The organism is Aeromicrobium sp. Leaf245 (genome assembly GCF_942548115.1).
In the GTDB taxonomy this organism is placed as follows: domain Bacteria; phylum Actinomycetota; class Actinomycetes; order Propionibacteriales; family Nocardioidaceae; genus Aeromicrobium.
In genome coordinates this window covers 1,929,928-1,954,228 of the sequence record NZ_OW824151.1, presented here as the reverse complement: position 1 = coordinate 1,954,228, position 24,301 = coordinate 1,929,928, and the positions used below count along the sequence as shown (strand labels likewise).

The 24,301-nt window shown below is 70.9% G+C and carries 25 protein-coding genes and 4 tRNA genes; 15 read left to right on the top strand and 14 right to left on the bottom strand.

Annotated features, from left to right (window positions below; translation table 11 throughout):
- Positions 1–3 precede the first annotated feature (3 nt).
- The 7 genes from NBW76_RS09650 to NBW76_RS09620 all read right to left on the bottom strand — a co-directional run bounded on the left by NBW76_RS09650 (position 4) and on the right by NBW76_RS09620 (position 8,610).
- Positions 4–1,053: a diiron oxygenase gene (locus NBW76_RS09650; protein ID WP_055970519.1), complete on the bottom strand. Its 1,050-nt coding sequence runs from the start codon at positions 1,051–1,053 to the stop codon at positions 4–6.
- Between the two features lie 77 nt (positions 1,054–1,130).
- Entirely contained in the window at positions 1,131–1,769 is a 639-nt protein-coding gene (pgsA, locus tag NBW76_RS09645) for a phosphatidylinositol phosphate synthase (protein WP_055970521.1), read from the bottom strand.
- Complete coding sequence (locus NBW76_RS09640; RefSeq protein ID WP_082480853.1) at positions 1,769–2,254, bottom strand: HIT domain-containing protein; 486 nt, start codon at positions 2,252–2,254, stop codon at positions 1,769–1,771. Before NBW76_RS09640 ends, pgsA begins: the two co-directional genes overlap by 1 nt.
- 69 nt (positions 2,255–2,323) lie before the next feature.
- Complete coding sequence (locus NBW76_RS09635) at positions 2,324–3,679, bottom strand: hypothetical protein (protein WP_156364813.1); 1,356 nt, start codon at positions 3,677–3,679, stop codon at positions 2,324–2,326.
- Between the two features lie 42 nt (positions 3,680–3,721).
- Complete coding sequence (gene thrS, locus NBW76_RS09630) at positions 3,722–5,707, bottom strand: threonine--tRNA ligase (protein ID WP_056555103.1); 1,986 nt, start codon at positions 5,705–5,707, stop codon at positions 3,722–3,724.
- A 100-nt stretch (positions 5,708–5,807) separates the two neighbouring features.
- Entirely contained in the window at positions 5,808–7,055 is a 1,248-nt protein-coding gene (locus NBW76_RS09625; RefSeq protein WP_056555111.1) for a saccharopine dehydrogenase family protein, read from the bottom strand.
- Position 7,056: 1 nt separating this feature from the next.
- Positions 7,057–8,610 carry an APC family permease gene (locus tag NBW76_RS09620; protein WP_055970532.1) on the bottom strand — a complete coding sequence of 518 codons (1,554 nt, stop codon included), beginning with the start codon at positions 8,608–8,610 and terminating at the stop codon, positions 7,057–7,059.
- Positions 8,611–8,761: 151 nt separating this feature from the next.
- Here NBW76_RS09620 and NBW76_RS09615 point away from each other — a divergent pair, with 151 nt between their 5' ends.
- Complete coding sequence (locus tag NBW76_RS09615; RefSeq protein ID WP_056555114.1) at positions 8,762–10,147, top strand: aspartate aminotransferase family protein; 1,386 nt, start codon at positions 8,762–8,764, stop codon at positions 10,145–10,147.
- Complete coding sequence (locus NBW76_RS09610) at positions 10,144–10,602, top strand: Lrp/AsnC family transcriptional regulator (protein ID WP_055970536.1); 459 nt, start codon at positions 10,144–10,146, stop codon at positions 10,600–10,602. Before NBW76_RS09615 ends, NBW76_RS09610 begins: the two co-directional genes overlap by 4 nt.
- A 9-nt stretch (positions 10,603–10,611) precedes the next feature.
- Here the strand turns inward: NBW76_RS09610 and NBW76_RS09605 are convergent, their stop codons facing one another.
- On the bottom strand, positions 10,612–12,321 hold the full coding sequence (locus tag NBW76_RS09605) for a GMC oxidoreductase (RefSeq protein WP_055970538.1): 1,710 nt from the start codon (positions 12,319–12,321) through the stop codon (positions 10,612–10,614).
- Between the two features lie 56 nt (positions 12,322–12,377).
- On the opposite strand from NBW76_RS09605, the gene NBW76_RS09600 reads away from it, so the two are divergent.
- From NBW76_RS09600 to NBW76_RS09580, 5 genes are read left to right on the top strand one after another with little or no spacing between them, the layout of a single operon-like run.
- Positions 12,378–12,956, top strand: coding sequence for a TetR/AcrR family transcriptional regulator (locus NBW76_RS09600; RefSeq protein WP_162237371.1), 579 nt, complete (start codon positions 12,378–12,380; stop codon positions 12,954–12,956).
- Positions 12,953–14,374: an NAD(P)/FAD-dependent oxidoreductase gene (locus tag NBW76_RS09595; RefSeq protein ID WP_056555118.1), complete on the top strand. Its 1,422-nt coding sequence runs from the start codon at positions 12,953–12,955 to the stop codon at positions 14,372–14,374. Before NBW76_RS09600 ends, NBW76_RS09595 begins: the two co-directional genes overlap by 4 nt.
- Positions 14,365–14,964 carry an acetoacetate decarboxylase family protein gene (locus tag NBW76_RS09590; protein ID WP_056555119.1) on the top strand — a complete coding sequence of 200 codons (600 nt, stop codon included), beginning with the start codon at positions 14,365–14,367 and terminating at the stop codon, positions 14,962–14,964. The genes NBW76_RS09595 and NBW76_RS09590 overlap by 10 nt, the downstream gene beginning before the upstream one ends.
- A gap of 53 nt (positions 14,965–15,017) precedes the next feature.
- Positions 15,018–15,410, top strand: coding sequence for a hypothetical protein (locus NBW76_RS09585; RefSeq protein WP_055970545.1), 393 nt, complete (start codon positions 15,018–15,020; stop codon positions 15,408–15,410).
- Between the two features lie 19 nt (positions 15,411–15,429).
- Entirely contained in the window at positions 15,430–15,633 is a 204-nt protein-coding gene (locus NBW76_RS09580) for a hypothetical protein (protein ID WP_055970547.1), read from the top strand.
- Between the two features lie 64 nt (positions 15,634–15,697).
- On the opposite strand, the gene NBW76_RS09575 is transcribed toward NBW76_RS09580, so the two are convergent.
- The 3 genes from NBW76_RS09575 to NBW76_RS09565 all read right to left on the bottom strand — a co-directional run bounded on the left by NBW76_RS09575 (position 15,698) and on the right by NBW76_RS09565 (position 17,217).
- A complete protein-coding gene (locus NBW76_RS09575) occupies positions 15,698–16,183 on the bottom strand; it encodes a YbaK/EbsC family protein (RefSeq protein WP_200914573.1) in 486 nt (161 codons plus the stop codon).
- 73 nt (positions 16,184–16,256) lie between these two features.
- Positions 16,257–16,328: transfer RNA gene (locus NBW76_RS09570), tRNA-Val, on the bottom strand.
- 52 nt (positions 16,329–16,380) lie between these two features.
- Positions 16,381–17,217: an aminotransferase class IV gene (locus NBW76_RS09565; RefSeq protein WP_056555121.1), complete on the bottom strand. Its 837-nt coding sequence runs from the start codon at positions 17,215–17,217 to the stop codon at positions 16,381–16,383.
- 93 nt (positions 17,218–17,310) lie between these two features.
- Between NBW76_RS09565 and NBW76_RS09560 the strand changes: the two genes are divergently transcribed.
- The 5 genes from NBW76_RS09560 (at position 17,311) to NBW76_RS09540 (ending at position 18,537) form a co-directional block, all read left to right on the top strand.
- Positions 17,311–17,382 (top strand) — tRNA-Gly (locus tag NBW76_RS09560).
- 25 nt (positions 17,383–17,407) lie between these two features.
- Positions 17,408–17,478, top strand: a tRNA-Cys gene (locus NBW76_RS09555).
- A gap of 34 nt (positions 17,479–17,512) precedes the next feature.
- Positions 17,513–17,584, top strand: a tRNA-Val gene (locus NBW76_RS09550).
- 424 nt (positions 17,585–18,008) lie between these two features.
- Positions 18,009–18,278, top strand: a complete 270-nt coding sequence (locus NBW76_RS09545; protein WP_055970553.1) for a hypothetical protein — start codon at positions 18,009–18,011, stop codon at positions 18,276–18,278.
- Between the two features lie 52 nt (positions 18,279–18,330).
- Positions 18,331–18,537: a hypothetical protein gene (locus NBW76_RS09540; protein WP_055970555.1), complete on the top strand. Its 207-nt coding sequence runs from the start codon at positions 18,331–18,333 to the stop codon at positions 18,535–18,537.
- A gap of 268 nt (positions 18,538–18,805) precedes the next feature.
- On the opposite strand, the gene NBW76_RS09535 is transcribed toward NBW76_RS09540, so the two are convergent.
- Genes NBW76_RS09535 through NBW76_RS09525 form a run of 3 tightly spaced genes read right to left on the bottom strand, consistent with a single transcriptional unit; the run spans position 18,806 to position 20,618 of the window.
- On the bottom strand, positions 18,806–19,327 hold the full coding sequence (locus NBW76_RS09535; RefSeq protein WP_056555122.1) for a hypothetical protein: 522 nt from the start codon (positions 19,325–19,327) through the stop codon (positions 18,806–18,808).
- A 2-nt stretch (positions 19,328–19,329) separates the two neighbouring features.
- Complete coding sequence (locus tag NBW76_RS09530; protein WP_156364814.1) at positions 19,330–19,731, bottom strand: DUF4333 domain-containing protein; 402 nt, start codon at positions 19,729–19,731, stop codon at positions 19,330–19,332.
- An 11-nt stretch (positions 19,732–19,742) separates the two neighbouring features.
- Entirely contained in the window at positions 19,743–20,618 is an 876-nt protein-coding gene (locus NBW76_RS09525) for a YihY/virulence factor BrkB family protein (RefSeq protein WP_055970563.1), read from the bottom strand.
- 133 nt (positions 20,619–20,751) lie between these two features.
- Between NBW76_RS09525 and NBW76_RS09520 the strand changes: the two genes are divergently transcribed.
- From NBW76_RS09520 to NBW76_RS09510, 3 genes are all read left to right on the top strand, one after another.
- The gene (locus tag NBW76_RS09520) at positions 20,752–21,372 is read left to right on the top strand and encodes a hypothetical protein (RefSeq protein ID WP_156364815.1); all 621 of its coding nucleotides are present in this window, start codon (positions 20,752–20,754) and stop codon (positions 21,370–21,372) included.
- A 292-nt stretch (positions 21,373–21,664) separates the two neighbouring features.
- Positions 21,665–23,347 (top strand): nitrite/sulfite reductase, encoded by a 1,683-nt coding sequence (locus NBW76_RS09515; protein ID WP_056555130.1) that lies wholly within the window; start codon positions 21,665–21,667, stop codon positions 23,345–23,347.
- Positions 23,348–23,525: 178 nt separating this feature from the next.
- Positions 23,526–24,284: a sirohydrochlorin chelatase gene (locus tag NBW76_RS09510; protein WP_055970569.1), complete on the top strand. Its 759-nt coding sequence runs from the start codon at positions 23,526–23,528 to the stop codon at positions 24,282–24,284.
- The last annotated feature ends 17 nt before the right edge of the window (positions 24,285–24,301 follow it).

Below are 24,301 nucleotides of genomic sequence, written 5' to 3'. Positions count from 1 at the left end.
GGGTCAGACCGTGTCGACAGAGACGGGGTCGACCGAGGCGGGGTCGGCCAGACGCGCGGGCGGCTCGCTGCGGTACCGGGCCGGGCGACCGTCGATCTTGAGCCAGCGCCACATGCGCCGCGAGGACCGTGTCATGAGCGTGGACTCCTCGGCCAGCATGCGCACGTCGCTGAACAGCTCGGAGAGGAACACGCGCGACTCCGGAGCGTCCCAGTAGAGCTCCTTGACGACCTCCTTCGGCACGCCCATCTCGGTGCGCAGCTCCTTCGGCGGCACGAGGATGAGGTCGCCCGCGATCCGCATGATGATCGGGAACAGCATCGACATGACCCACCGGTCGACCTTTCCCAGGTTCGGGCCGCTGCGCATGACGTAGGCGTGCGCGAACGAGATGTGCCGCGCCTCCTCCGCCACGTGGATCTGCATGATGCGGCGCATGACCGGCGGGATCGTGGCGCCCTCGCGCAGCATCTTCTTCTGCGTGTGGTCGATCGGCTCCTCGCCCGCGAGCACCGCGATGAAGAAGCCGAGCGGGTACCGCGAGGCCATGAGCGGGATGATCCCGTGGATCGCCCGCATCCATCGCGGCATGCCCGGGACGTCGGCGCCGATGCGGTTGATGCACTCCTGGAACATCTGCGTGTGGTGGCACTCCTCCGTGGCCTCGTGGGTGAGGTAGCGGAACTCGGCCGACCCGTTGGGGCGGGAGAAGACGTACTGCATGATCCCGCGGATCAGGAGGTTCTCGAACTGCAGACCGACCTTGAAGATGTTCGCGTAGCGCCACATCCCGATCTCGATCTGCCGCTCGACGGGGAGCGACTTGTACCAGGGGTGGGCACCGAGCGGGTCGGCCTCCGGAAGCACCCAGTGGGCGTCGGTCGGGTCGATCGCGAAGTCCGGGTGGTCCCACGGGACGTCGACGAAGGCGTCGAAGTGACGGTCGACCGACGCCTGGGACAGCTGGGTCAGCGTGGCCTCGTACTCGCTGCGCGTCAGCGAGGCCAGCGCGTCCTGGGTGCGGTCGAGGTCCTGCTCGTCCATGAGGGTCATACCGCGAGTATGTGACCCCGATCTCTACGTGTCAAGAGTGATGTCACATTCGCGATGTCACGTTCGGCGGAAGACGGTCAGGACTCCGTCCCGGCGGGCGGGAAGGCCTGCCGGTGCACGATCGCCATGCGCTGGAACACGGTCACCAGGCTCGCGAGGGCGAGCGCCCACAGCGTGATCTCGGTCAGGACGGGCAGCCCGAACAGACCGTTCAGCCCGGTCATCACGAGGATCGCGACCAGACGGTCGGCCCGCTCGGCGATGCCACCCTTGGCCTGCATGCCCAGGCTCTCGGCGCGGGCCCGCGCGTACGAGGTGAGGTTGCCCAGCACGAGGCAGGCGAGGCTCAGGCCGAGGTAGAGGTCGGCCGGGCCGAGCGTGGTGTCGGCGTCGGCGCGCGTGTAGTAGAGCAGGAGGCCGCCGAACACCGCAGCGTCGCCGACCCGGTCCAGCGTCGAGTCGAGGAAGGCCCCCCACCTCGACGACTGGCCGGACTTGCGGGCCATGTAGCCGTCCATGAGGTCGCTGAACACGAACGCGGTGACCACCATGACACCGACGAAGAACTGCCCGCGCGGGAAGAACCACAACGCGCCGGCACTGACCCCGAGGGTGCCGACGATCGTCACGTGGTCGGGCTTGACGCCCAGGCGCAGCAGCAGGTCGGCCAGGGGCGACCAGATGTTCGTCCAGAACTGGCGGAAGCGTTCGAGCATCAGGCGTCGTCCTCGGTCGTGGGCGTCTCCCCCGGCCAGGCGTCGGCCAGGAGGTCGCGGGTGTCCTCGAGCAGCTGCGGGAGCGTCTTGGTCTGCCCGAGCACGGTCATGAAGTTGGCGTCGCCGGACCATCGGGGCACCACGTGCTGGTGCAGGTGCTGCGACAGCGAGCCGCCCGCCACTCCCCCGAGGTTGAGCCCGACGTTGAACCCGTGCGGGTTCGAGGCGGCGCGGACGGCGCGCAGGGCCTGCTGGGTGAGCGTGGCGACCTCGCAGGTCTCGTCCTCGGTGAGGTCGGTGTAGTCGGCCACGTGCCGGTTCGGGACGACCATGAGGTGCCCCGGGTTGTACGGGTAGAGGTTGAGGACCACGAAGCAGTGGGTCCCCCGGTGCACGACGAGCTCGGACTGCCGGCCGCCGGAGGCGATGCGGCAGAACGGGCAGGAGTCGTCGGGCTCGGGCTCCTCGCCCCGCACGTAGGACATGCGGTACGGCACCCAGAGGCGCTCCAGGCGGTCGTCTGCAGTCACCGGGACAACCTACCGAGACGTCGCTCAGCGCCGGGTGACGGTCCAGGTCTTCGTCGTCGCGACCGGGTCGAACGCGTGTCCGCCACCCCGGGTGGACGTCACGTCCCCGATCACGAGTCGGTAGCCCTTCGTCCCCCTGACCTTCGGCACGGTGAACGTCAAGCGACCCCTGGCGTCGATCGTGCGCAGGCCGCCGACGGGGTCCCAGGCGCGGTACCGCGGGTTCCAGACGCGCAGCTCGGCGCGGGCGTTCTCGTGTTCGGCGATCGTGACGGTGCGACGCAGGGTCGTCGACCGCTTGGCCGCGATCCGCTTCACCGGCCAGCCGCTGATCTTCGGGCGGAGGCGCACCCTCAGGGTGGCGGTTGCGCCCTGCTCGGCCCTCGTGCCGCGGAAGGAGAAGTGGTACGTGCCCGACCTGGTCGCCCGGTGGGAGCTGTCGAGCGCGATCTCTCCGTCGAAGTCGGCGACCACCAGCGGGGACAGACTGGTGGAGCGACCGGTCACCCGGTCCACGAAGGTGACGTCGACCACCCGGTCCAGCGCACCGCGCCGCCGCCCGTCCCCGCCGTCGGCGACCAGCTCGGCCCGGGTCGTGTAGGTCGTTCCCCGGGTCAGCAGGGTGGACGCCATCAGCTCGCTGCGCACGCCCGTGACAGAGGTGTTGATCCAGGTGGCCTCAGGCGCCAGGTCGCCGGCGCGGCGACCGAGGTGGAGGACGTGACCGTCCGGCGTCCGGCTGCGGACGGTGAACGTCGTCGGGCCGCCGAAGGTCGCCCAGCCGGAGAAGCGCCACTCCCCATCCTCGTCGGGAGGGAGGGATTCCAGCAGCATGGATTCTGAGTCCTCGGGACCGGTCGCGAGCACGTCCACGAGCGCCCCGGGAACCGGCCGTGTCGTGCACGAGAGGTCGGCCTTCGCCGTCCACTCCCTCGGCCCGGCCCCTCCGACGTCCAGCGGGCGCACCACGGAGGAGGGAACGACGAATCGCCGCACCCAGCCCGCCGAGGCCAGCACCCCGGTGTCACGCACCCGGTCGGGCAGGGTCACCGACCGACCGCTCGCCGGGTCCACGGACGTGACCATCACCGGTTCGTCGGTGCGGACGGCCTGCACGCCCTCGGCCTGCGCGACGCCATGGTCGTCGGTGACCGCGGTGTGCAGGATGGTCCCGTCCTGACGCCACTCCACGGTGGCACCCGCGACGGGGGCCGCGTCGGAGTGCACCGTCACCGACGCGAGCGGGTAGCCCTGGCCGGGCGCCACGCATCGCTCCTTCATCCCGAGACGCAGCAACGCCTCACCTTCTGCGGCAGACGCCGGGACCGTCGACGTCACCATCGCGAGCGCGACGGCACCCGCCAGCATCCCCCTGATCACGGGGCCAGACTAGGTCGCCGCACCGCCCTGCGTGGCGATTCGTCAGACCTGCTCGCGCGACGCGACGGCCTCGAGGATGCGGCGCACCGCGTCGTCGACCGGGACGCCGTTCTCCTGCTCCCCGTTGCGGTAGCGGAACGAGACGGCGTCGGCCTCGACGTCGTTGTCGCCGACGATGAGCATGAAGGGCACCTTCTGCGTCTGCGCGGTGCGGATCTTCTTCTGCATGCGCTCGTCGGAGTCGTCGACCTCGAACCGGATGCCGGCACCCTTGAGTCGCTGGCCCAGGGTGTACAGGTACTCGGCGTGGCGCTCCGCGACCGGGATGCCGACGGCCTGCACCGGGGCGAGCCACGGAGGGAAGGCGCCCGCGTAGTGCTCCACGAGCACGCCGAGGAACCGTTCGATCGAGCCGAACTTGGCCGAGTGGATCATCACGGGCTGCTGGCGGGTGCCGTCGGCGGCCACGTACTCGAGGTTGAACCGCTCGGGCGACGGCTGGTTGAAGTCGTACTGCACGGTGCCCATCTGCCAGGTGCGGCCGATGGCGTCACGGGCCTGGACCGAGATCTTGGGGCCGTAGTACGCCGCTCCTCCCGGGTCGGGCACGAGCTCGATGCCGGTCTCCGCGGCCACGTCGGCGAGCACCTGCGTGGCGACCTCCCAGTCCTCGTGGGAGCCGATGAACTTGTCCTTGCGGTCGTCGCGGGTGGACAGCTCGAGGTAGAAGTCGTCGAGCCCGAAGTCGCGCAGCAGGCTCAGCATGAAGTTCAGCAGGTGGCGGATCTCGTCGGGCGCCTGCTCGGGGGTGACGTACGAGTGCGAGTCGTCCTGCGCGAACCCGCGCACGCGGGTGAGGCCGTGGATGACGCCCGACTTCTCGTTGCGGTAGACGTGCCCGAACTCGAAGAGCCTCAGCGGCAGCTCGCGGTACGACCGCTGCCGCGAGCGGTAGATGATGTTGTGCATCGGGCAGTTCATCGCCTTGAGGCGGTACTCCTGGCCGTCCACGTCGAGCGAGGGGAACATGCCCTCGCCGTAGTAGGGCAGGTGGCCGGAGGTGTGGAAGAGCCCCTCCTTGGCGATGTGCGGGGTGCCGACGTACTCGAAGCCCTCCTCGATGTGCCGACGACGGACGTAGTCCTCCATCTCCCGCTTGATGACGCCACCGCGCGGGTGGAAGACGGGCAGTCCGGAGCCGATCTCGTCGGGGAAGCTGTAGAGGTCCAGCTCGGTGCCCAGCCGACGGTGGTCACGACGCTGGGCCTCCTCCAGGCGGTGCAGGTAGTCCTCCTGCGCCTCCTTGGTGGGCCAGGCGGTGCCGTAGATGCGCTGCAGCTGCTTGTTCTTCTCGTCACCGCGCCAGTAGGCGGCGGCCGAGCGCATGAGCGTGAAGGCCGGGATGCGCTTGGTGGTGGGCAGGTGCGGGCCGCGGCACAGGTCCTTCCACGCCAGGGAGCCGTCGCGCTTGACGTTGTCGTAGATGCTGAGGCCGCCCTCGCCCACCTCGACGCTGGCACCCTCGGTGGAGCCGGCCTGCGACTTGAGACCGATGAGCTCGAGCTTGTACGGCTCGTCGGCGAGCTCGGTGCGGGCGTCGTCGTCGCTGATCTCGCGACGGTCGAACCGCTGGCCCTCCTTGACGATCTTCTTCATCCGCGACTCGATGGCCTGCAGGTCCTCGGGCTTGAACGGCTCCTCGACGTCGAAGTCGTAGTAGAAGCCGTCGGTGATCGGCGGACCGATGCCGAGCTTGGCGTCCGGGAAGAGCTCCTGCACGGCCTGCGCCATGACGTGGGCGGCCGAGTGGCGCAGCACGTCGAGGCCGTCGGGGCTGTCGATGGCGACGGGCTCCACGGTCGACCCGTCGACGAGGACGGTGGACAGGTCACGCAGCTCACCGTCGATGCGGGCGACGACCACGTCGGGCTGCTCGGCGAAGAGCTGCCACGCCTTCGTCCCGTCGTCCACGGTCTGGGAGGTGGGTTCTGCCCCGGCCTCGACGGCGACGTGCACGGTGACGGACATGGCGGTGCTCCATTCGGTTCTCGACGACCCCTACGACTGGGCCGTGCTGCTTGCCACCACCCTAGGGGGCCCGCGCCGGTCCTCGCAGGTCAGGACGACCTCAGGAGTCGCGCTGGCCCCACGGGGCGCCGTACTCGCTGAGCAGGTCCAGGAACGGCACGGCGTCGAAGGCCTCCGGGCCGAGCACGCCGGCGCCGCTCCAGGTGCCGTTCGCGAGCAGCTCGAGCGCCACGACCGGGTTGACCGCCGTCTGCCACACGACGCACTGGTGCCCGTACTCGCGCATCGCCCACTCGTTGTCGACCACGTGGTAGAGGTACGTCTCGCGCTCCTCACCGTCCTTGCCGACACCGGTGACCCACAGCCCGGCGCACGTCTTGCCGGTCATCTGCGGACCGATGGTGGCCGGATCGGGCAGGCAGGCCGCCACCACGTCGCGCGGGGAGACCATGACCGGGCCGTCGGCCGACGCCACCTGCACGGGGTCGGTCCGGTCGAGGCCGACGTCGTGCAGGGCGCGCAGGACGTTGATGAAGTCCTCGCCCAGGCCGTACTTGAACGTCACGCGCTCGGCATCGACCCAGCGCGGCATCAGGAGCACCTCCTCGTGCTCGACGTTGACGCACTCGACCGGTCCGATCCCCTCGGGGAACTCGAAGACCTCGGGCTCGGAGAACGGCGGCGTCGTGAACCAGCCGCCGTCGGGCTCGTCGGCGCGCGCCTTCTCCCAGATGACGGGCGGGTTGAGGCACTCCTCGATCGTGGTCCAGATGGAGAACGAGGGGGCGAACAGCTCGTTGCCGTCCTCGTCGTGGACGGCCAGGTTGGCGCCGTCGCGCGTGCCGAGGTCGCGGATGGAGCTGAAGAGGTGGTCGGCGGCGTAGCGCGCGAACACGTCGGAGAGCCCGGGCTCGACACCCATGCCCACGAGGGCGAGACGACCGTCGGACTCCCACTGGTCGGCGACCGCGAACTGCTCGTCGCCCAGCTTCACTCCGACCCTGGCGTACGGCTCCTCCGGGTGCCGGCGCGACAGCGACATCGCCATGTCGACGTAGTCGGCGCCTGCCGCGTGCGCGCCCTCGAAGACCGGCATGACGAAGCGCGGGTCGACGGCGTTCATCACGTGCGTGACGCCGTGGTCGCGGCACAGCGTCGCGACGGCGTCGGCGGACGACGCGTCCACCTGTGCGGAGACGAAGCGGTCGTCGTCGAGCGCGTCGACCGCCTTGTCCGCACGCGCCTGGTCGTAGTCGGCGACCACGATCGTCTCGAAGAAGTCGCGTCGCGCGGCGATGGCGGTGAACGCCGCCCCCACGCCACCGGAGCCGACCAGCAGGATCCTCATGTCACTCCCCGTCCTTGGGCAGCGCCGCGCCCGGGCGCGTCGGTCCCAGAGCAGCGAGGGCCACCGCGTCCGAGACCGTCTCGAAGCCCTTGCGGCTGAAGAACGCCGCGCCCACCGTGAACCGCCACACGAGCATGAGCACGAGACCGAGTCCGAGGAAGAACACGGCGATCGCGAGCGGCAGACCCACGCCCAGCACCGAGGTGCCGCTGTAGGACGCCTCGGGGTCGGCCAGGGAGCGCACCGACTCGAACAGCAGGTAGAAGAGCGTCGCGGCACCCACCAGCGGGCCGACCCCGATGAGCAGGAACGCCTTGACCGACGTGAACAGGCGGCGTCGCCAGTAGATCGCGCACGCCACGCCGGTGAGGGCGTAGTAGAAGGCGATCATGAGCGAGAGCGCCGAGATCGAGTCGAACAGGAAGTTGTCGCTCACCGCGCTCGCGCCGACGTACCAGAGGATCGCGACGCCGCCGATGAACCACGTGCTGAACGACGGCGTGCCGTAGCTCGGGTGGATGCGCGAGAAGATCCTCGGGAACGCCCCGGCGCTCGCCATCGACAAGGAGACGCGGGACGCGGGCAGGATCGTCGTCTGGGTGGACGCGATGCCCGAGGTGATGATCGAGAGCAGGAGGATGAACGCGAACGGCCCGAGCACCAGGTCCCCGATGGCGCCGAACAGGGCGTCGTCGTCGTCGTAGCCGGTCACGAAGTCCACGCCACCGGCGGCGATGGTGACGATGCCGACCCCGAGGTACGTGACCACCAGGATCACCGTGCTCCAGATCCCGGCCCGGCCGGGAGCGGTGTCACCGTCCTCGGACTCCTCCGAGAGGTTGACCGCGCTCTCCCAGCCCCAGTAGATGAACACGCCGATGAGCAGCCCGCTGACCAGCTGGTCGGAGGTCAGGCCCGACGGGCTGAGCCAGCTCCAGTCGGGGTTGGTCGCCCCGGCGGGCAGGTTGCCCATGAACAGACGCACGACCGCCACGAGGACGAACAGCAGCAGTGCACCGACCTGGGCGAAGACGAGCCAGACCTGGAACTTGGCCGACGCCTCGGTCCCCCGGACACAGAGCCACGTCATGACCAGCACGATCACGACGGCCACGGTGATGACGACGGTGCGGTTCGCGGCGAGGTCGTCGGCGCCGACCATGACGAACAGGTAGCGCGCGGCCACGTCGGCGAGGGAGCCGATCACGAGGACGCCGGTGGTGAAGACGGCCCAGCCGCCGATCCAGCCGATCCAGGGCCCCATCGCCCGCGTGACCCAGGAGAACGTGGTTCCACAGTCCGTGTCGGCGCGGTTCATGTAGAGGAACGCGCCGGCGATGAGGAACATCGGCACGAACGACAGCCAGATCACCGCGGGCGCATGGATGCCGGCCACGACCACCATCGAGCCGAGGACCGCGGCGATCGAGTAGGCCGGCGCCGTGGCGTCGAGCCCGATCGAGAGGCCCTCCCAGAACCCGATCGCGTTGGCCTTCAGACCCTTCTTGCCTGCCGTGGTCGTGCTGCCCGGCCCGGTTCCCTCGACCTCAGACATGACGCTCCTCTGCTCCGCCGACGATGACCGAACTCTGCACCTCGCCAACGGAATCCGCAAGAGTCGTCACACGATCGTTACGCAATCAGATGCGAGGACCCTTGCACTCGACGCAATCCGTCGCGAATACTCACAGGTGATCGGAGGAACCATGACCCCACTCGACCCCGAGGCCGCTCGACGTCAGAAGGCCGCCAAGGACCACCTGTGGATGCACTTCGCTCCCCTGAGGTCCCCCGACGGTGCCGACGTCCCGGTGATCACCCGCGGCGAGGGCTGCTACGTCTGGGACGACCGCGGCCGTCGCTACCTCGACGGCCTGGCCGGGCTGTTCGTGGTGCAGGCCGGGCACGGGCGCCGCGAGCTGGCCGAGGCCGCGGCCCGGCAGGCCCAGGAGCTCGCGTTCTTCCCGCTCTGGTCCTACGCCCACCCCACCGCGATCGACCTGGCCGAGCGCCTGGCGGCGCTCGCCCCCGGGGACCTCAACCGCGTGTTCTTCTCCAGCGGGGGCGGCGAGGCCGTCGAGACCGCGTGGAAGCTGGCCAAGAACTACTTCAAGCTCGTGGGCAAGCCGCTCAAGCACAAGGTGATCAGCCGGTCGATCGCCTACCACGGCACGACGCACGGTGCGCTCTCCATCACCGGCCTGCCGACGCTGAAGCAGCAGTTCGAGCCCCTCGTGCCGTCGACCTTCCGCGTCCCGAACACCAACCACTACCGGGCCCCGGTGCACGAGGACGACCTGGAGGCGTTCGGACGCTGGGCCGCCGACCAGATCGAGGTCGCCATCGAGGCCGAGGGACCCGACACCGTCGCTGCGGTGTTCCTGGAGCCGGTGCAGAACGCCGGCGGGTGCTTCCCACCCCCACCCGGCTACTTCCAGCGGGTGCGCGAGATCTGCGACGCGCACGACGTGCTCCTCGTCTCCGACGAGGTGATCTGCGCCTTCGGCCGGCTCGGCACCACGTTCGGCGCCGAGCGGTACGACTACGTGCCCGACATGATCACGTGCGCGAAGGGGCTGACGTCCGGCTACTCGCCGCTCGGCGCGACGATCGTGAGCGACCGCCTGGCCGAGCCGTTCCTGCGCACGGGCACGAGCTTCGCCCACGGGTACACCTTCGGCGGCCACCCCGTGTCGTGCGCCGTCGCGATGGCCAACCTCGACCTCTTCGAGCGGGACGGGCTGCTCGAGCACGTGCGAGCGACCGAGGGTGCGTTCCGCGGGACGCTCGAGTCCCTGCTCGACCTGCCGATCGTGGGCGACGTCCGCGGGGACGGGTTCTTCTACGGCATCGAGCTGGTGAAGGACAAGACCACCAAGGAGACCTTCACGCCCGAGGAGTGCGACCGTCTGCTGCGCGGGTTCCTGTCCACGGCGCTGCTCGACGCCGGTCTCTACTGCCGCGCCGACGACCGTGGCGACCCGGTGGTGCAGCTCGCGCCGCCGCTGGTCGCCGACCAGGCCCAGTTCGACGAGATCGAACAGGTGCTGCGTTCCGTGCTCGGTGAGGCATGGGCGAAGATCTCCGCATGACCGCACCCGCGCTCGACCAGGTCGCCAAGCGCATCATCGCGCTGCTCCAGGCCGACGGCCGCATGTCCTACGCCGCGATCGGCAAGGAGGTCGGCCTGTCGGAGGCAGCGGTGCGCCAACGCGTGCAGAAGCTCACCGAGGCCGGCGTCATCAACATCGTCGCGGTCACCGACCCGATGCAGCTCGGCTTCGCCCGCGAGGCCATGATCGCCATCCGGGCCAACGGTCCGCTCGAGCCCCTCGCCGACGCCCTGGCCGAGATCCCGGAGGTCGACTACGTCGTCATCACGGCCGGCTCGTTCGACCTCATCCTCGAGCTGGTGTGCGAGAGCGACGAGCACCTGCTGACGGTGCTGTCGGAGAAGATCCGGTCCCGCGAGGACGTGATGAGCACCGAGACCTTCATGTACCTCAAGCTGGTCAAGCAGACCTACTCGTGGGGCGTCCCGGACTGACGCGTCGGTTCAGGCCTCGACCTGCGCGCGGGCGCCCGGCCTGACGGTCGGCATCGGGAGCACCAGGGCACCCGGGGCGTCGTCGGGCACGACCGGGGACCGTGGCGCGACCGCGTCGATGCGCTCGTACGGCTCACCCAGCGCTGGACGCGGGTCGGGCTCGCCCTTGTTGGGCCAGAACGACATCGCGCGCTCGGCCTGGGCGGTGATGGTGAGCGACGGGTTGACGCCGAGGTTGGCACTGATGGCGGACCCGTCGGCGACGTGGAGGCCGTCGTGGCCGTAGAGCCGCTGGTAGGGATCGATGACCCCCTCCTCGGGCGACGTGCCGATCGCACACCCGCCGATGAAGTGGGCGGTGAGCGGGATGCCGACCAGCTCGCCGAAGGAGCCGCCCGGCACGCCGTCGAGCTTGTCGGCGAGCTCGCGCGCCACGTGGTCGGCCACGGGGATCCGCGACGGGTTGGGCTCGCCCTTGCCCTGACGGCTGGTCATGCGCAGCCCGAACGGGCCGCGCTTCAGGAACGTGGTGACGGAGTTGTCGAGCGACTGCATGACCAGCACGACGATCGACTGCTCGGCCCAGCGGCGCGGGTCGTGCAGGCGGAGCGACCGTCGCAGGCCGAGGCCGCGGTAGCCGCGCAGCACCTTGCGCAGCTGCGATCCCCCGCCTCGGTGGTCGGCCAGCGCCATGTTCATCAGGCTGAGGGCCCCGGAGCCACGGCCGTAGCGCACCGGCTCCACGTGGGTCACGGCGTCGGGGTGGAACGACGAGGTGATCGCGATGCCCGGGGTGACGTCGGCGTCCTTGGCGCTCGCGCGGGCCGAGAGGACGGCCTCGGAGTTGGTGCGGCTGAGCTCGCCGACGCGGTCGGAGAGGTGCGGCAACGACCGTCGACGCAGGCGGTGCAGCAGGTCCTGGGTGTTGAGCGCGTTGCCGGCGAAGACCACGTGGTCGGCGCTGAAGCGACGTCGGCGCAGTCGGTTGCCCGTCCGCCGGGTGCGCACCTCGTACCCGCCACCGGTCCGCGGCCGCACGTCGGTGACGGTCGTCAGGGGGTGGACCTCGGCGCCGGCGCTCTCCGCGAGGTACAGGTAGTTCTTGACGAGCGTGTTCTTGGCGTTGCGGCGGCACCCGGTCATGCAGGCGCCGCACTCGGTGCAGGTGCGGCGGCTCGGTCCCGCGCCCCCGAAGTACGGATCGCCGACGTCCTCGCCGGGCCGGTCGCCGAAGAGGACGCCGACGTCGGCCGCGTGCACGGTGTCGCCGACGCCGAGCTCCTGGGCCACCTCGGCCATGAGCCGGTCGGGCAGCGTGTGGCCGGGGTACGTGGCCACGCCGAGCATCCGCTTGGCCTGGTCGTAGTGCGGGGCCAGCTCGTCGCGCCAGTCGGTGACGTGCGCCCACTGCGGGTCGTCGTAGAAGCCGTCGAGCGGCTGGTACAGCGTGTTGGCGTACACCAGGGAACCGCCGCCGACGCCGGCACCGCTGGCGATCAGGACGTCCTTCAGGGGCGTGATGCGCATGATGCCGAAGCACCGGGCCCACGGCGCCCAGAGGTAGCGCCTCAGGCGCCAGGAGGTCTCGGGCAGCTCGTCGTCGGCGAACCGTCGACCGGCCTCCATGACGGCGACCGAGTACCCCTTCTCGGTGAGTCGCAGGGCGCTGACGCTGCCGCCGAACCCCGAACCCACCACCACGACGTCGTAGTGCTTCATGTCCCGCACCGTACCCGCTTGTTGACACTTTGCCAATAGCGTTGTTCACTCGTCCCGTGAACGCCCTCAACCGCACCCGGCTCGAGCCCGACGCCCGGCGACGCCAGATCGTCGAGGCCGCGCGATCGCTGTATGCCGAGCGATCCTACGACGACGTCTCGCTCGCCGAGCTCGCTCGCGCGGCGGGGGTCACCCGCGGGCTCCTGCACCACTACTTCGGCTCCAAGCGCGAGATCTTCCTCGCCGTCATGCGCGACTCGCTGCTCATGCCGGCCAGCGAGCTGCCCGACCTCCTGCACCTGCCGCTCGAGGAACGCGTGCGCGTGACGATGGACTGGATCCTCGACGCCGCCCAGACCTACGGCCAGGCCTGGGTGGCCGCGGCGGGCGCGGCCGAGCTCAGCGGCGAGTCCGACCTGCAGCGGATCGTGGACGAGGCCGACGACCGCGCGGCACGACTGGTGCTCGACGCCGTGGGTCTGCCCGACTCCCCCGACCTGCGCGCACGCCTCAGGGCCTCGGCCGCCTACGTGAAGGCACTGTGCCGCGAGTGGCTGCAGCGCGGGACCCTGGCCCGCGAGGACGTCCTCGCCCTGCTCACCATCCACCTCGTCCACGTCCTGGAGGCGTCATGACATCCGTCGGCATCATCGGCTCCGGCTTCGGCGGCATCGCGGTGGCAGCGGAGCTGCTCTCGCACGGCCACCACGACGTCCGCCTCTGGGAGCGTGGCGACGACATCGGAGGGGTGTGGCGCGACAACACCTACCCCGGTGCCGGGTGCGACGTCCCGTCACCCCTGTACTCCTACTCGTTCGCCGTCAACACGCAGTGGTCGAAGCGGTACGCGCTGCAGCCGGAGATCCGGGAGTACCTGCACCGGGTCGCCGACGAGTACGGCATCACGCCCCGCGTCCAGCTGGGCCGCGAGGTGGTCTCGGCCCACTGGCAGCAGGACGAGCAGGCCTGGGACGTCGGCTTCGCCGACGGGGTCGTCGAGCGGGTCGACGTGCTCGTGAGCGCCGTCGGCCAGCTCTCGGAGCCGCGCCTGCCGGCCCTGCCGGGCCTCGAGGACTTCGCCGGCGACTGGTTCCACTCGGCTCGCTGGGACCACGACGTCGACCTGGCGGGCAAGCGCGTCGCTGCCGTGGGCGTGGGCGCGAGCGCGATCCAGTACGTGCCCCACGTCGCCGAGGACGCCGCCCACCTCACGCTCTTCCAGCGCTCGGCGAACTACATCCTGCCCAAGCCCGACGGCCCGCTCCCCCGCTGGTGGCGACCGGGCATCCGCCTGGAGCGCCCGCTCTGGTGGACGTTCGGCGAGCAGTTCTCACGCGGCCTCGACGAGGGCAGCCTGGTCGGCAAGGTCGAGCAGAAGGCAGCACTCGCGCACCTGCGCCGCCAGGTGCAGGACGCCCGCCTGCGCGAGCTGCTGACGCCCGACTACCCGATCGGGTGCAAGCGGATCCTGTTCTCCAACAACTTCTACCCGACCCTCGAGCGAGACCACGTCGACGTCGTGGCCGATCGCATCGTGCGGGTCCTCCCCCAGGGCGTCGAGACCGCCGACGGCACCGTGCACGAGGTCGACGTGATCATCTACGGCACGGGATTCGACTCGCAGGACTTCCTGAGCTCGATCGACGTGCGCGGCGCCGGGGGCGAGCCTCTGGCCGAGCGCTGGACCGACGGGGCCCACGCCCACCTCGGGATGTACGTGCCGGGGTTCCCCAACCTGTTCGTCTCCTACGGGCCCAACACCAACCTCGGTGGCGGCTCGATCATCTACATGCTCGAGGCGCAGGCCCGACACATGCGCCAGGTGCTCGACCGCATGGAGGCCGGTGGCTACGAGGCGGTCGACGTGCGCCCCGAGGTCGAGGCCGAGTACGACCAGCAGGTCCAGGAACGGCTCGAGTCCTCCGTGTGGGGCAGCTGCGACAGCTGGTACCGCCATCCGTCGGGCCGGATCACGTCGAACTGGCCGGGGTCGACCTACCCGTACCACCGGCGCGTGCGGACCGTGGAGCCGGAGGACTTCGCATGGACGTGACCTACCCCCCGGAGCCGTGGGACCTGCACGGCCAGGCCCTGGCGTCGGTGTTCCTCGTGCCGGCCGCCGACCTGCCCGCCCCGCCGCCGGGCACGACGATCGTCACCCTCCGCGGCCGGGCGGTCGTGACGGCGGCGTTCTTCCGGTACGAGGAGCCCAGCCCGCTCACCTACGACGAGATCATGGCGACGGTGCTGGTGCGCCGTGGGCTGAGGTTCCGCGTGTGGATCCCGTGGATCTGGGTCGACAGCGAGGCGTCCCGCGACGGTGGCCGGGCGCTGTGGGCCATCCCGAAGGACCTCGCCGAGTTCCGCGTGGAGCCGGGCCGGCGGCACGAGGGCCTCGGCCTGGCGTCAGCCACCGTCGAGCGCACCCGGGCGCTCCCCGGACGCTGGCCGCTCGGCTTCCGCATCGCCCAGGCCCGCGCCGGGCGGTCGGTCGTCACGCCGGTGCGCGGGCGGGTGAGCGCCCAGCTGGTGCGTGCCTCGTGGACCTTCGACGGCGTGCTCGGCCTGCTCTCCGGGCGCAGGCCCGTGGTCTCCATGCGCGTGCCGCGCTTCGCCCTGCTCTTCGGACGGCGCTCGTCCTGACCTCGATGGCCCAGAGCGAGAAGACCCTGCGCGAGATGGCCTAGCCTCGAGGGATGCGTCGTCTTGCCAGCATCCTGCTCCTCGCCGTCCTCGCCGCCGGCTGCACGTCCGGAGGGTCGGACGAGCCCTCGGGCGGCTCCGGTCCCTCGGACCAGCCACGCGGCTCCGACGGAGCGAGTGCCAGCGCGTCGCCCGTGCCCACGGGTCCGGACTGCTCCAGCGTCTGGAAGGCCGGGGACGACCTCCCGGCCGACTACGACCTCTGCGTCGCCGACGGGGAGGCCGGGGTCCAGGAGGTGACGGACTGCGTCGACGGGCCGCCGCTCATCGTGTTCGACGACGAGCTCTACGGCCGTCCGGGCGAGCAGATCGAGGCGCCGACCGCGTCGCCCGTGCAGGACACCGAGGAGTACGGCAAGGCCTACGCGGAGTGCACGGGCGAGTGATCCGGTGCACGGTGGACCCATGGCCGACTACCGACTGACCACCGAGGACGGCGACGTCGTCGCCGAGCGATCCCTGGAGCACGACCAGGCTGCCGTGGCCTGGCGCTCCAGCCACCCCTTCGAGGGCCCGTCCGCGGGCGAGGGGCGCGGGCTCCGGCTCGAGCGCCACACCGACCGCGGCTGGACCCGGCTCGACCCCCTCGGCACCGCCGAGACCACCTGAGCGCGCCCGCGCGCGTCCTGACGCGTTCGGGTCGGTCCTGGCTCCGTCGATCGACCCGAAGGTGTCAGGACGCCGGCGCGGGGTCCTTCGTGACCTGGACCCAGCCCACCGGCTCGGCCACGACCTCGAGCTCGTCTGGCGTCAGCTCCACGGCCGACGCGGCGTTGCCGACGGCCGGGAACACCGACGCGAAGCGCCGTAGTGAGGCGTCGAGGTGCACGGCGGCGACGTCGGGGTTGGCGAACGGGCACACACCGCCGATGGCGTGCCCGGTGAGGGCCTCGACGTCGTCGGGCTTCAGCATGCGCGCCTTGATGCCGAAGGCGGCCTTGAACGCCGCGTTGTCGACCCGGGCGTCGCCGGCCGCCACCACGAGGATGCTCGTGCCCGGCTCGGCTCCGTAGAAGCCCAACGTCTTCGCGATCCGTGCCGGCTCGACACCCAGCTCGGCGGCAGCGAGCTCGACGGTGGCGCTGGACCCCGACGTCTCCACGACGTCGTCGCCTCGACCGAAGCGGGCGAGGTGGGCGCGGGCGGTCTCGATCGACATGCCCGCCATCGTAGGAGCGCCCTGCGGACGCACGACGAAGCCCCCGGCGCTGGGCCGGGGGCTTCGGTGTCGGTGGGCGATACTGGGTTCGAACCAGTGACCTCTTCGGTGTGAACGAAGCGCGCTACCACTGCGCCAATCGCCCGGGGACGCACAGAACCTTAACGCACGTCTCCGCGGCGGTCCCACTCGGTTCCCTACGGGTCGGAGTGCTTGGCCGCCTCGCGGGCCCAGATGGCCTGCGCCCGCTGGGTGATCGGGCCGGGGGCCGCGCCGACCGCGCGGCCGTCGACGTGGGAGATGGCCTGGATGTCGCGGGTCGTGCCGACGAGCACCACCTCGTCGGCGTCGGCCAGGACCTCGATGGGAGCGTCGCGCTCGACGACGTCGAGCTCGGCCGACAACCACTCGAGGGCGAGGGCGCGCGTGATGCCCGCGAGGCAGCCCGACGCCAGCGTCGGCGTGACCAGCGTGCCGTCGAGGACGTACATGATGTTCGATCCCGTGCCCTCGCAGAGGTGGCCCTGCGTGTTGGGCATGACCGCCTCCGACGCACCCGCGGCCCGGGCGGCCTCGACCATCTTCGCGTTCTCGGCGTACGACGTGGTCTTGAGCCCGGCCAGCGCGCCGCGCTCGTTGCGGGGCCACGGCACGGTGGCGATCGACGCGACCGAGGGCGGGCGCTCGGCCGGCTCGGTGACCACCACGTGCGTGAGCCCGTGGTCGCCGCGCGGCGAGCCGAGGGGGCCCCGGCCGGAGGTCACGGTGATGCGGATCCGACCGAAGGGCAGGTCCTGCCCGTCCATCGTGGCGGCGACACCCTCCCGCAGGAGGCCGAGGTCGGGGCGCCCGATGCCGAGTCCCGCGGCCGAGCCGGCCAACCGCTCGAGGTGGCGCGTGAGGGCGAACGGCACCCCGCTGTCGACGGCGATCGTCTCGAAGACTCCGTCGCCGACCACGAGCCCGTGGTCGAGGACGCTGATGGCCGGTTCTTCCGGTGATCCGAGGACTCGTCCGTCCACCCAGGCACGCATGTCGCCACCGTACCCCCGCCGACGACGACCCCCCGTTTGGTGCGCCGGAGCCCATCGGCTAATGTTTCTTCCCGCGCCGGAAACGGTGCGAATGCGGACATAGCTCAGTGGTAGAGCATCACCTTGCCAAGGTGAGGGTCGCGAGTTCGAATCTCGTTGTCCGCTCGGAGGGTCTCCATACCCATCCAGCGGTGGGTTGGCCGAGAGGCGAGGCAACGGACTGCAAATCCGTGTACACGGGTTCAAATCCCGTACCCACCTCGACACGACGCACCAACTGAACAGCACCACCCTCGGGCGATTGGCGCAGCGGTAGCGCGCTTCCCTGACACGGAAGAGGTCACTGGTTCAAACCCAGTATCGCCCACTTCGAGAAGGCTCCGGAATCTCGCCGAATCCGGGGCCTTCTCGTCTTTCTCCCCACGGCGGATCCGTCCGCTCATGCGGTGCACGTGCCGTGGGGCTCTCCGCACGAGACTCCCGCGCCGGCTCGCCCCACACCGCGAGCACCACGCCGCCAGCCCCATGCCTCAGCGCCCCGCGACGGCTTCACAGTCGCCCCACCGCGTGTGAAGCGCGCAGATGGTGGAATGCACCTGCGCGCGCACGACCCCCGGCTCACCCACTCCCATGCCGAGCCGGGGGTCCACCCACGTTCACGCCCCGGCGTCGGACCCGCACGTCCCACGACGGGAAGGCTCCGAAAGCTCGACGATTCCCGAGCCTTCTCGTCTCGTTGCGTCCAGCGGCGCTCCGTCGCATTCGATCACCTGTTCGAGTACGATCGCCCGGTGGGCGCCAACCGTCGTTACGGAGACCGCTCCCCCGCCGACCACCTCGAGCGGGCCGAGCGGATCCGGCACGTCTGGGTCGCCCCGTCCGCGAAGCACCCGGACATGGCGCCCTACCCGGGGCTGCTGATCACGTGGCAGCGACGTGACGGACAGTGGTGGGCCCACGTCGCGATGGTCCTGCCCGAGGGCGCCGTCGTCCTGAACTGGCTCCCGGCCACGCGACTTCGACCTGCCGCGCCGCCCCGACCCTTGGCAACCGGGAGGTGAACGATCGGCACGGCGACTGGCGCGAACGCCGATCCCGGCGCACCATCGGTGCATGAAGTGCGCGGAGGTCAATTGCCACGAGACGGCGTCCACGCTGTCGCAGTTGGAGCTGGACGACGCGCGCTTCGCCGTGCCGGTCTGCGCGCTCCACGACGTCGGCGACGTCTCCGTCGAGAAACCGACCCGAGCCGCCGGCCTGGACATCAGGCCGACACCCGTCGACGGCAGGTCCCTCGCGGAGTCCACCACACCGATGTGAGCCCTCTGGGGCCTGCGGTTGACGCCACGGGCCGAAGCTCCGACGCCGTGACGACCGGCACCTTCGGGCCTCGTCCTGCGCCGGAGCCCGACCGAGACGTCCGCACCCCAGGACCGGGTGTGTTTCGGACTCCTCGGGCCGGGGAACGTGCAGGGCAGCACCGTTGGTTGAGACCACAGCTGCGCGTGCCAGTGGTCCCGGACCCCCGCGCGGGGGTCCGGGATCGCGCAGCTTCGCCGAGGACGCGCCGAGGACGGCGCGGCGTCGGTCAGGACCGCGAGCTCGACCGCCAGGTGAACTGACCCTGGCGGGAGGTGATCCGCACGGTCGCGTCGGCGATGACCGTGGCCGGGGCGGACGCGTAGGCCACCGTGCAGGTGAAGGTGGTCCCCACGGCCGCGGACACCCGAGGCGGGCACCAGACCGACGTCGGCTCGCCCTTGGCGTCGAGCGAGGACCTGATGCGCGCCACGACGGCGCCGGTGGTCCGGGTGGTGCGCGGCGCCGGGGCCGCGGTGCGACGCGGAGCGGACGTGGCCCGCGGAGCCGCGGTGGTCCGCGTCGGTGTCGGCGTGGCCGACGGGGTCTCATTGGGGGTCGGCTCCGCTGTGGGCGAGGCCGAGACACTGGCCGACGGGGTCGGCGCGACCGACTCGCTCACCACACCGGGCGAGGCGGAGTCGTCCGACGCCGCCTCGGTGCCGACCCATGACCGCAGCCCGAAGACGCCGCCGGCCAGGACCAGCACCGTGAGCACGAGCCACGGCAGCACCTTGCGTGCACCGGACATGGTCACTCCCCCTGCGACTTCGGCGTCGACGTCCACACGTAGTGGCCGTCGGGGCCGTCGATCTCGACCGCGGCCGTCGCGATCGCAGCCGTGTCCGGCTCGTCGTCGAAGAACACCTCGCAGTCGAAGGTGGTGCCGATCTTCTGCGTCACCCGCTCCGGGCACTCGATGCGGGTGGGGCGCCCTGCGTTCTGGTCCAGACGCGCCTTGATGGTCCGCTCGATCTTGGTCGTCGACATCTTGGCCGGCGCCAACGACGGGGGCGCGGTCGGCTCGGCCGACGCGGTCGACTCGGGATCGGAACCGGCGTCGTCGTCGCTGCTGCAGGACCGCAGGGCGAACAGCAGCGCTGCCACGCCCAGGAGCACGACGACGAGCGCAGCCACCTTCCGCAAACCCTTCACAGGCGCCGATCCTAGCGGTCGACGCGGGGGTGGCGTTGCTCGTCGAGCGAGGCGTTGATCGCAGCACCGATGAGCACCGCGATCGACAGGACGTACAACCACAGCAGCACGGCGATCGGAGCTGCCAGCGGGCCGTAGATCGACGTGCCGCCCGTGGAGAACCCCAGGGCCCAGCGGACGAGCAGGCTGCCGCCGATCCACAAACCCATCGTGAAGAAGGCCCCGGGCAGCCCGGAGCGCCACGACACCTTCACGGGGACGGCCAGGTGGTAGAGCGACGCGAGGAACCCCACGGAGACGAGCAGCACCGCCGGCCAGTACAGCGGCTCCAGCACCGACAGCTGGGAGGGCACGATCGAGGCCGCCACCTCCGGCCCGGCCAGGACGAGCGGGACCACGATGATCGCGAGCGCCAGCGCCACCACGTACAGCGAGAACGACAGGGCGCGGGTCTTGACGATGCCGCGCACCCCGCCGAGCCCGTAGAGGATCGAGATCGTGTCGAGGAAGACGTTGAGCGCCCTCGACCCCGACCACAGGGCCAGCACGAAGCCGATGGACACCACGTCGATGCGGCCCGAGCTCAGCACCTCGTCCAGGGTCGGCGCGATGACCTGGTCGACGGTGCCCTGGGTCAGGGCCTGCGACGACAGGTCGAGCACGCGGTCCTTGAGCACGTCGACCTGCGCGACGTCGTAGCGCTCCGCGACGAAGCCGATCGTGCCGGCGAGCCCGAAGACGAGCGGCGGCAACGACAGGATCGCGAAGAACGCGGCCTCGGCCGCGAGCCCGGTGACCCGGTGGGTGATGCAGCGCGACACGGTGCGTGCCGTGACCCGCGCCAGCAGGTCGACAGCCGCCGGGCGTGCTACCCGTTCAGCCGCCATGGCCCTACGGTATCGACATGCATCCCCTCCGCTGCGCACCGTCGCGCCAGGCGATCCCTCACGTCGATCGGGACGGCGCCGATCGGAACCGCGGCGAGCGGGCCCGCGCCGCCCGCCCGTCCGGGGCGTGCGCGTGAAGCCGCTCGCCGTCGCTGGCGTCACGTCGGCCCTGACGACCGCCGTCGCCGCCTGGTCGCTACGGGCCACCGATCCGGCCACGGCCGTGGCCGCGGTGGCGGTCGTCGCCGTGGCCGCCGCCTGGCTGGCCGGCTTCCACGACACCTCGGAGACCTCGGGTCTCGCCCTCACCGGGCCGGCGCAGCTGGTCTCCTTGACCCTGGTCGGCCGCGCCGCGGTGGGCGGAGTCCTGCCGACGCTGGCCGCCCAGGTGGTCGGAGCCGTGGCAGCAGGCGCGGCGGTCACCGCACTCGACCTGCCCGGAGGATCGCTCGTGTGGGACGAGCCCGGCCTCCTCACGGGTGGTGTGCTGGGCTTGGTGGCCGGACTCGTCCTGGCGTGGACCACGTTGGCGGCCGACACCGGCGCCGTGGCCTGGGCCGCCGCCGGGCCGGTCACCTCCGGGGCGGTGCTGGGCGTGGGACTCGCGGCCGCGGCGCACCCGGGCGCCCTGCTGGGGCTTGCCGTCGCCGGGGTCGTCGCCTGGCCCGTGGCTCTCGTGATCGCCGGGGCCGTGCTCGTCGGGACGGCACTGGGCACCTTCGTGGTCTCCTGGGTGTCCCCGCACGCTGCGTGACTCAGGTCACTCTTCCACCCGCCATTCCAGGCGGAACGCTGTCCGACGTCCATCATCTGGACGCATGGTCCAGATGATGGACATTCCAGTTGTGGGGGCGTCCACGACCTGACCAGACTGTCCGCATGTTGATCGCGCAGACCGTCTGGCTCGTGGAGCGTCTCCACGTGGACCTCGGCCGCGCGCACACGATGATCTGTCGCTGATCCGCGCGCCCGCTGACCCTTCCGCGACGCGCGACGACACCGTCCGTCGGACGCGACCGTCGTGCGTCCTCTCCCCGAGGACCTTCATGACTTCGAGCACCACCCCGCCCCCCGCACGCACGGCACGTCGTCGCCGTGGTGAGGGCCAGTGGGCGCTCGGCTACCGCGAGCCCCTCAACGCCAACGAGCAGTCCAAGAAGGACGACAACCCGCTCAACGTGCGCGCCCGCATCGAGAACATCTACGCCCACCGCGGGTTCGACAGCATCGACCCCGGCGACCTGCGTGGCCGCTTCCGCTGGTGGGGCCTCTACACGCAGCGCAAGGCCGGCATCGACGGCGGCAAGACCGCGACGCTCGAGCCGGAGGAGCTCGACGACCGCTACTTCATGCTCCGCGTCCGCATCGACGGCGGCCAGCTGGACCTCCGACAGCTGCGGACGATCGCCGACATCTCGGTGGACTTCGCCCGCGACTCCGCCGACCTGACCGACCGCCAGAACGTGCAGTACCACTGGATCGACGTCCGGGACATGCCCACGATCTGGGAGCGCCTGGAGTCCGTCGGGCTCTCCACCCAGGAAGCGTGCGGCGACTGCCCCCGCGTCATCCTCGGCTCCCCCGTGGCCGGCATCAGCGAGGCCGAGATCATCGACGGGCGTCCGGCCATCGAGGCGATCGAGAGCCGCTACATCGGTGATCGCGCGTTCTCCAACCTCCCGCGCAAGTTCAAGTCCGCGATCAGCGGCCACCCCGGGCACGACGTGGTCCCGCAGATCAACGACATCGCCTTCATCGGCGCCGAGCACCCCGAGCACGGCCCGGGCTTCGACCTCTGGGTCGGGGGTGGGCTCTCGACCAACCCGATGCTCGCCCAGCGGGTGGGCGTCTGGGTCCCGGTCGACGAGGTGCCCGAGGTGTGGGAGGGCGTCGTCAGCATCTTCCGCGACTACGGCTACCGACGTCTGCGCTCGCGCGCGCGGCTCAAGTTCCTCGTGGCCGACTGGGGCATCGAGAAGTTCCGCGAGGTGCTCGAGACCGAGTACCTCGAGCGTTCCCTCGTCGACCTCGAGGCCCCCGAGGTACCCACCACCCCGGTCGACCACGTGGGCGTGCACCGCCAGAAGGACGGCCGGTACTACGTGGGCGTGGCCGCCACGGTCGGTCGCATCTCCGGCACGCTGCTCAACCAGGTGGCCGACGTGGTCGAGGCGCACGGCTCCGACCGCGTCGCCACGACGCCCATGCAGAAGCTCGTCGTGCTCGACGTCGAGGAGGACCGCGTCGAGTCCCTCGTGGACGCCCTCGCCGCCCTCGGCCTGTACGCCCGGCCCTCGCAGTGGCGCCGCAACACCATGGCCTGCACGGGCATCGAGTACTGCAAGCTGGCCATCGTCGAGACCAAGGCGCGCGCCCGTGACCTGGTCGACGAGCTGGAGCAGCGCGTGCCCGAGCTCGACTCGCCGATCACGATCAACGTGAACGGCTGCCCGAATTCCTGCGCCCGCATCCAGACCGCCGACATCGGCCTCAAGGGCCAGCTCGTCCTGGACGAGCATGGCCGGCAGGTCGAGGGCTTCCAGGTCCACCTCGGCGGCGCCCTCGGGCTCGAGGCCGGGTTCGGCCGCAAGCTCCGCGCCCACAAGGTCACCGGCGAGCAGCTCCCCCACTACGTCGAGAAGCTCTCGCGCACCTACCTCGAGCAGCGCGACGGCGACGAGTCCTTCGCCCGCTGGGTCGCGCGCGCCGACGAGGAGGTCCTGCGATGACAGGCAGGGCCACGCCGTTCCACTGCCCGTACTGCGCGGACGAGGACCTGCGGCCGCACGGCGAGACCCACGGGGAGTGGGAGTGCCGAGCGTGTCAACGCGCCTTCCGCCTCGGCTTCATCGGCATCCTCTCCCCCACCCCACCCAGCACGACCGAGCCCTCTGGAAGGAGGACAGCATGACTGCACCAGCGTTGATCGCCCTGGCGCACGGCAGCCGCGACCCGCGGTCCGCCGCCACCATCACTGCCCTGACGGAGCTCGTGTCGTGCATGCGTCCCGACCTCCGCGTCACGACGGCGTTCCTCGACCACTCCGAGCCGAGCCTCGACAGCGTCGTCGACCGCCTCGTGGCCGAGGGGCACAGCGAGATCGTCCTCGTGCCGCTCCTGCTCACCGAGGCCTACCACGCGAAGGTCGACGTGCCCGAGGCCGCCGAGGCCGCTCGGGCGCGGCACGACGGGATCCGGATCCAGGTGACCGACGTGCTCGGCATCGAGTCCGCGTTCTTCCGCGTGCTCGACCGACGGCTGCGCGACGTGCTGCGCGAGAACCGGGTCCGGGAGCTGGATGCTCTGGTGCTCGCGGGAGCCGGCTCCTCCGACGCCATCGCCAACGCCACCATCGCGCGCGCTGCCCGGGCGTGGGGCGCCCACCACAAGCTCCCCACGATCGCCGCGTTCGCGTCGAGCGCACCTCCCGCCGCCGGCGAGGCCGTCCGGGCCCACCGGGCCGACGGGCGTCGCAACATCGCGGTCGGCCAGCTCATGCTGGCTCCGGGCTTCCTGCCCGACCGCGTCAAGGAGCTGGCCTACGAGGCCGGTGCCGTGGCCGTGGCCGAGCCGCTCGGCGTCGACGAGGAGATCGCCGAGGTCATCCTGGCGCGCTACGCCGTGGGCGCCGTCCAGCTGGTGTCGTTCGACGCGCTGTTCACGTAGTCGCTGCACCCACCGCG

Bases quoted from the DNA above. Each gene is read 5' to 3' on its own strand.
- NBW76_RS09650 (WP_055970519.1), bottom strand. From the start codon at position 1,053: ATGACCCTCATGGACGAGCAGGACCTCGACCGCACCCAGGACGCGCTG.
- pgsA (WP_055970521.1), bottom strand. From the start codon at position 1,769: ATGCTCGAACGCTTCCGCCAGTTCTGGACGAACATCTGGTCGCCCCTG.
- NBW76_RS09640 (WP_082480853.1), bottom strand. From the start codon at position 2,254: ATGTCCTACGTGCGGGGCGAGGAGCCCGAGCCCGACGACTCCTGCCCG.
- thrS (WP_056555103.1), bottom strand. From the start codon at position 5,707: ATGTCCGTCACCGTGCACGTCGCCGTCGAGGCCGGGGCAGAACCCACC.
- NBW76_RS09625 (WP_056555111.1), bottom strand. From the start codon at position 7,055: ATGAGGATCCTGCTGGTCGGCTCCGGTGGCGTGGGGGCGGCGTTCACC.
- NBW76_RS09620 (WP_055970532.1), bottom strand. From the start codon at position 8,610: ATGTCTGAGGTCGAGGGAACCGGGCCGGGCAGCACGACCACGGCAGGC.
- NBW76_RS09615 (WP_056555114.1), top strand. From the start codon at position 8,762: ATGACCCCACTCGACCCCGAGGCCGCTCGACGTCAGAAGGCCGCCAAG.
- NBW76_RS09610 (WP_055970536.1), top strand. From the start codon at position 10,144: ATGACCGCACCCGCGCTCGACCAGGTCGCCAAGCGCATCATCGCGCTG.
- NBW76_RS09605 (WP_055970538.1), bottom strand. From the start codon at position 12,321: ATGAAGCACTACGACGTCGTGGTGGTGGGTTCGGGGTTCGGCGGCAGC.
- NBW76_RS09595 (WP_056555118.1), top strand. From the start codon at position 12,953: ATGACATCCGTCGGCATCATCGGCTCCGGCTTCGGCGGCATCGCGGTG.
- NBW76_RS09590 (WP_056555119.1), top strand. From the start codon at position 14,365: ATGGACGTGACCTACCCCCCGGAGCCGTGGGACCTGCACGGCCAGGCC.
- NBW76_RS09585 (WP_055970545.1), top strand. From the start codon at position 15,018: ATGCGTCGTCTTGCCAGCATCCTGCTCCTCGCCGTCCTCGCCGCCGGC.
- NBW76_RS09580 (WP_055970547.1), top strand. From the start codon at position 15,430: ATGGCCGACTACCGACTGACCACCGAGGACGGCGACGTCGTCGCCGAG.
- NBW76_RS09575 (WP_200914573.1), bottom strand. From the start codon at position 16,183: ATGTCGATCGAGACCGCCCGCGCCCACCTCGCCCGCTTCGGTCGAGGC.
- NBW76_RS09565 (WP_056555121.1), bottom strand. From the start codon at position 17,217: ATGCGTGCCTGGGTGGACGGACGAGTCCTCGGATCACCGGAAGAACCG.
- NBW76_RS09540 (WP_055970555.1), top strand. From the start codon at position 18,331: ATGAAGTGCGCGGAGGTCAATTGCCACGAGACGGCGTCCACGCTGTCG.
- NBW76_RS09535 (WP_056555122.1), bottom strand. From the start codon at position 19,327: ATGTCCGGTGCACGCAAGGTGCTGCCGTGGCTCGTGCTCACGGTGCTG.
- NBW76_RS09525 (WP_055970563.1), bottom strand. From the start codon at position 20,618: ATGGCGGCTGAACGGGTAGCACGCCCGGCGGCTGTCGACCTGCTGGCG.
- NBW76_RS09515 (WP_056555130.1), top strand. From the start codon at position 21,665: ATGACTTCGAGCACCACCCCGCCCCCCGCACGCACGGCACGTCGTCGC.
- NBW76_RS09510 (WP_055970569.1), top strand. From the start codon at position 23,526: ATGACTGCACCAGCGTTGATCGCCCTGGCGCACGGCAGCCGCGACCCG.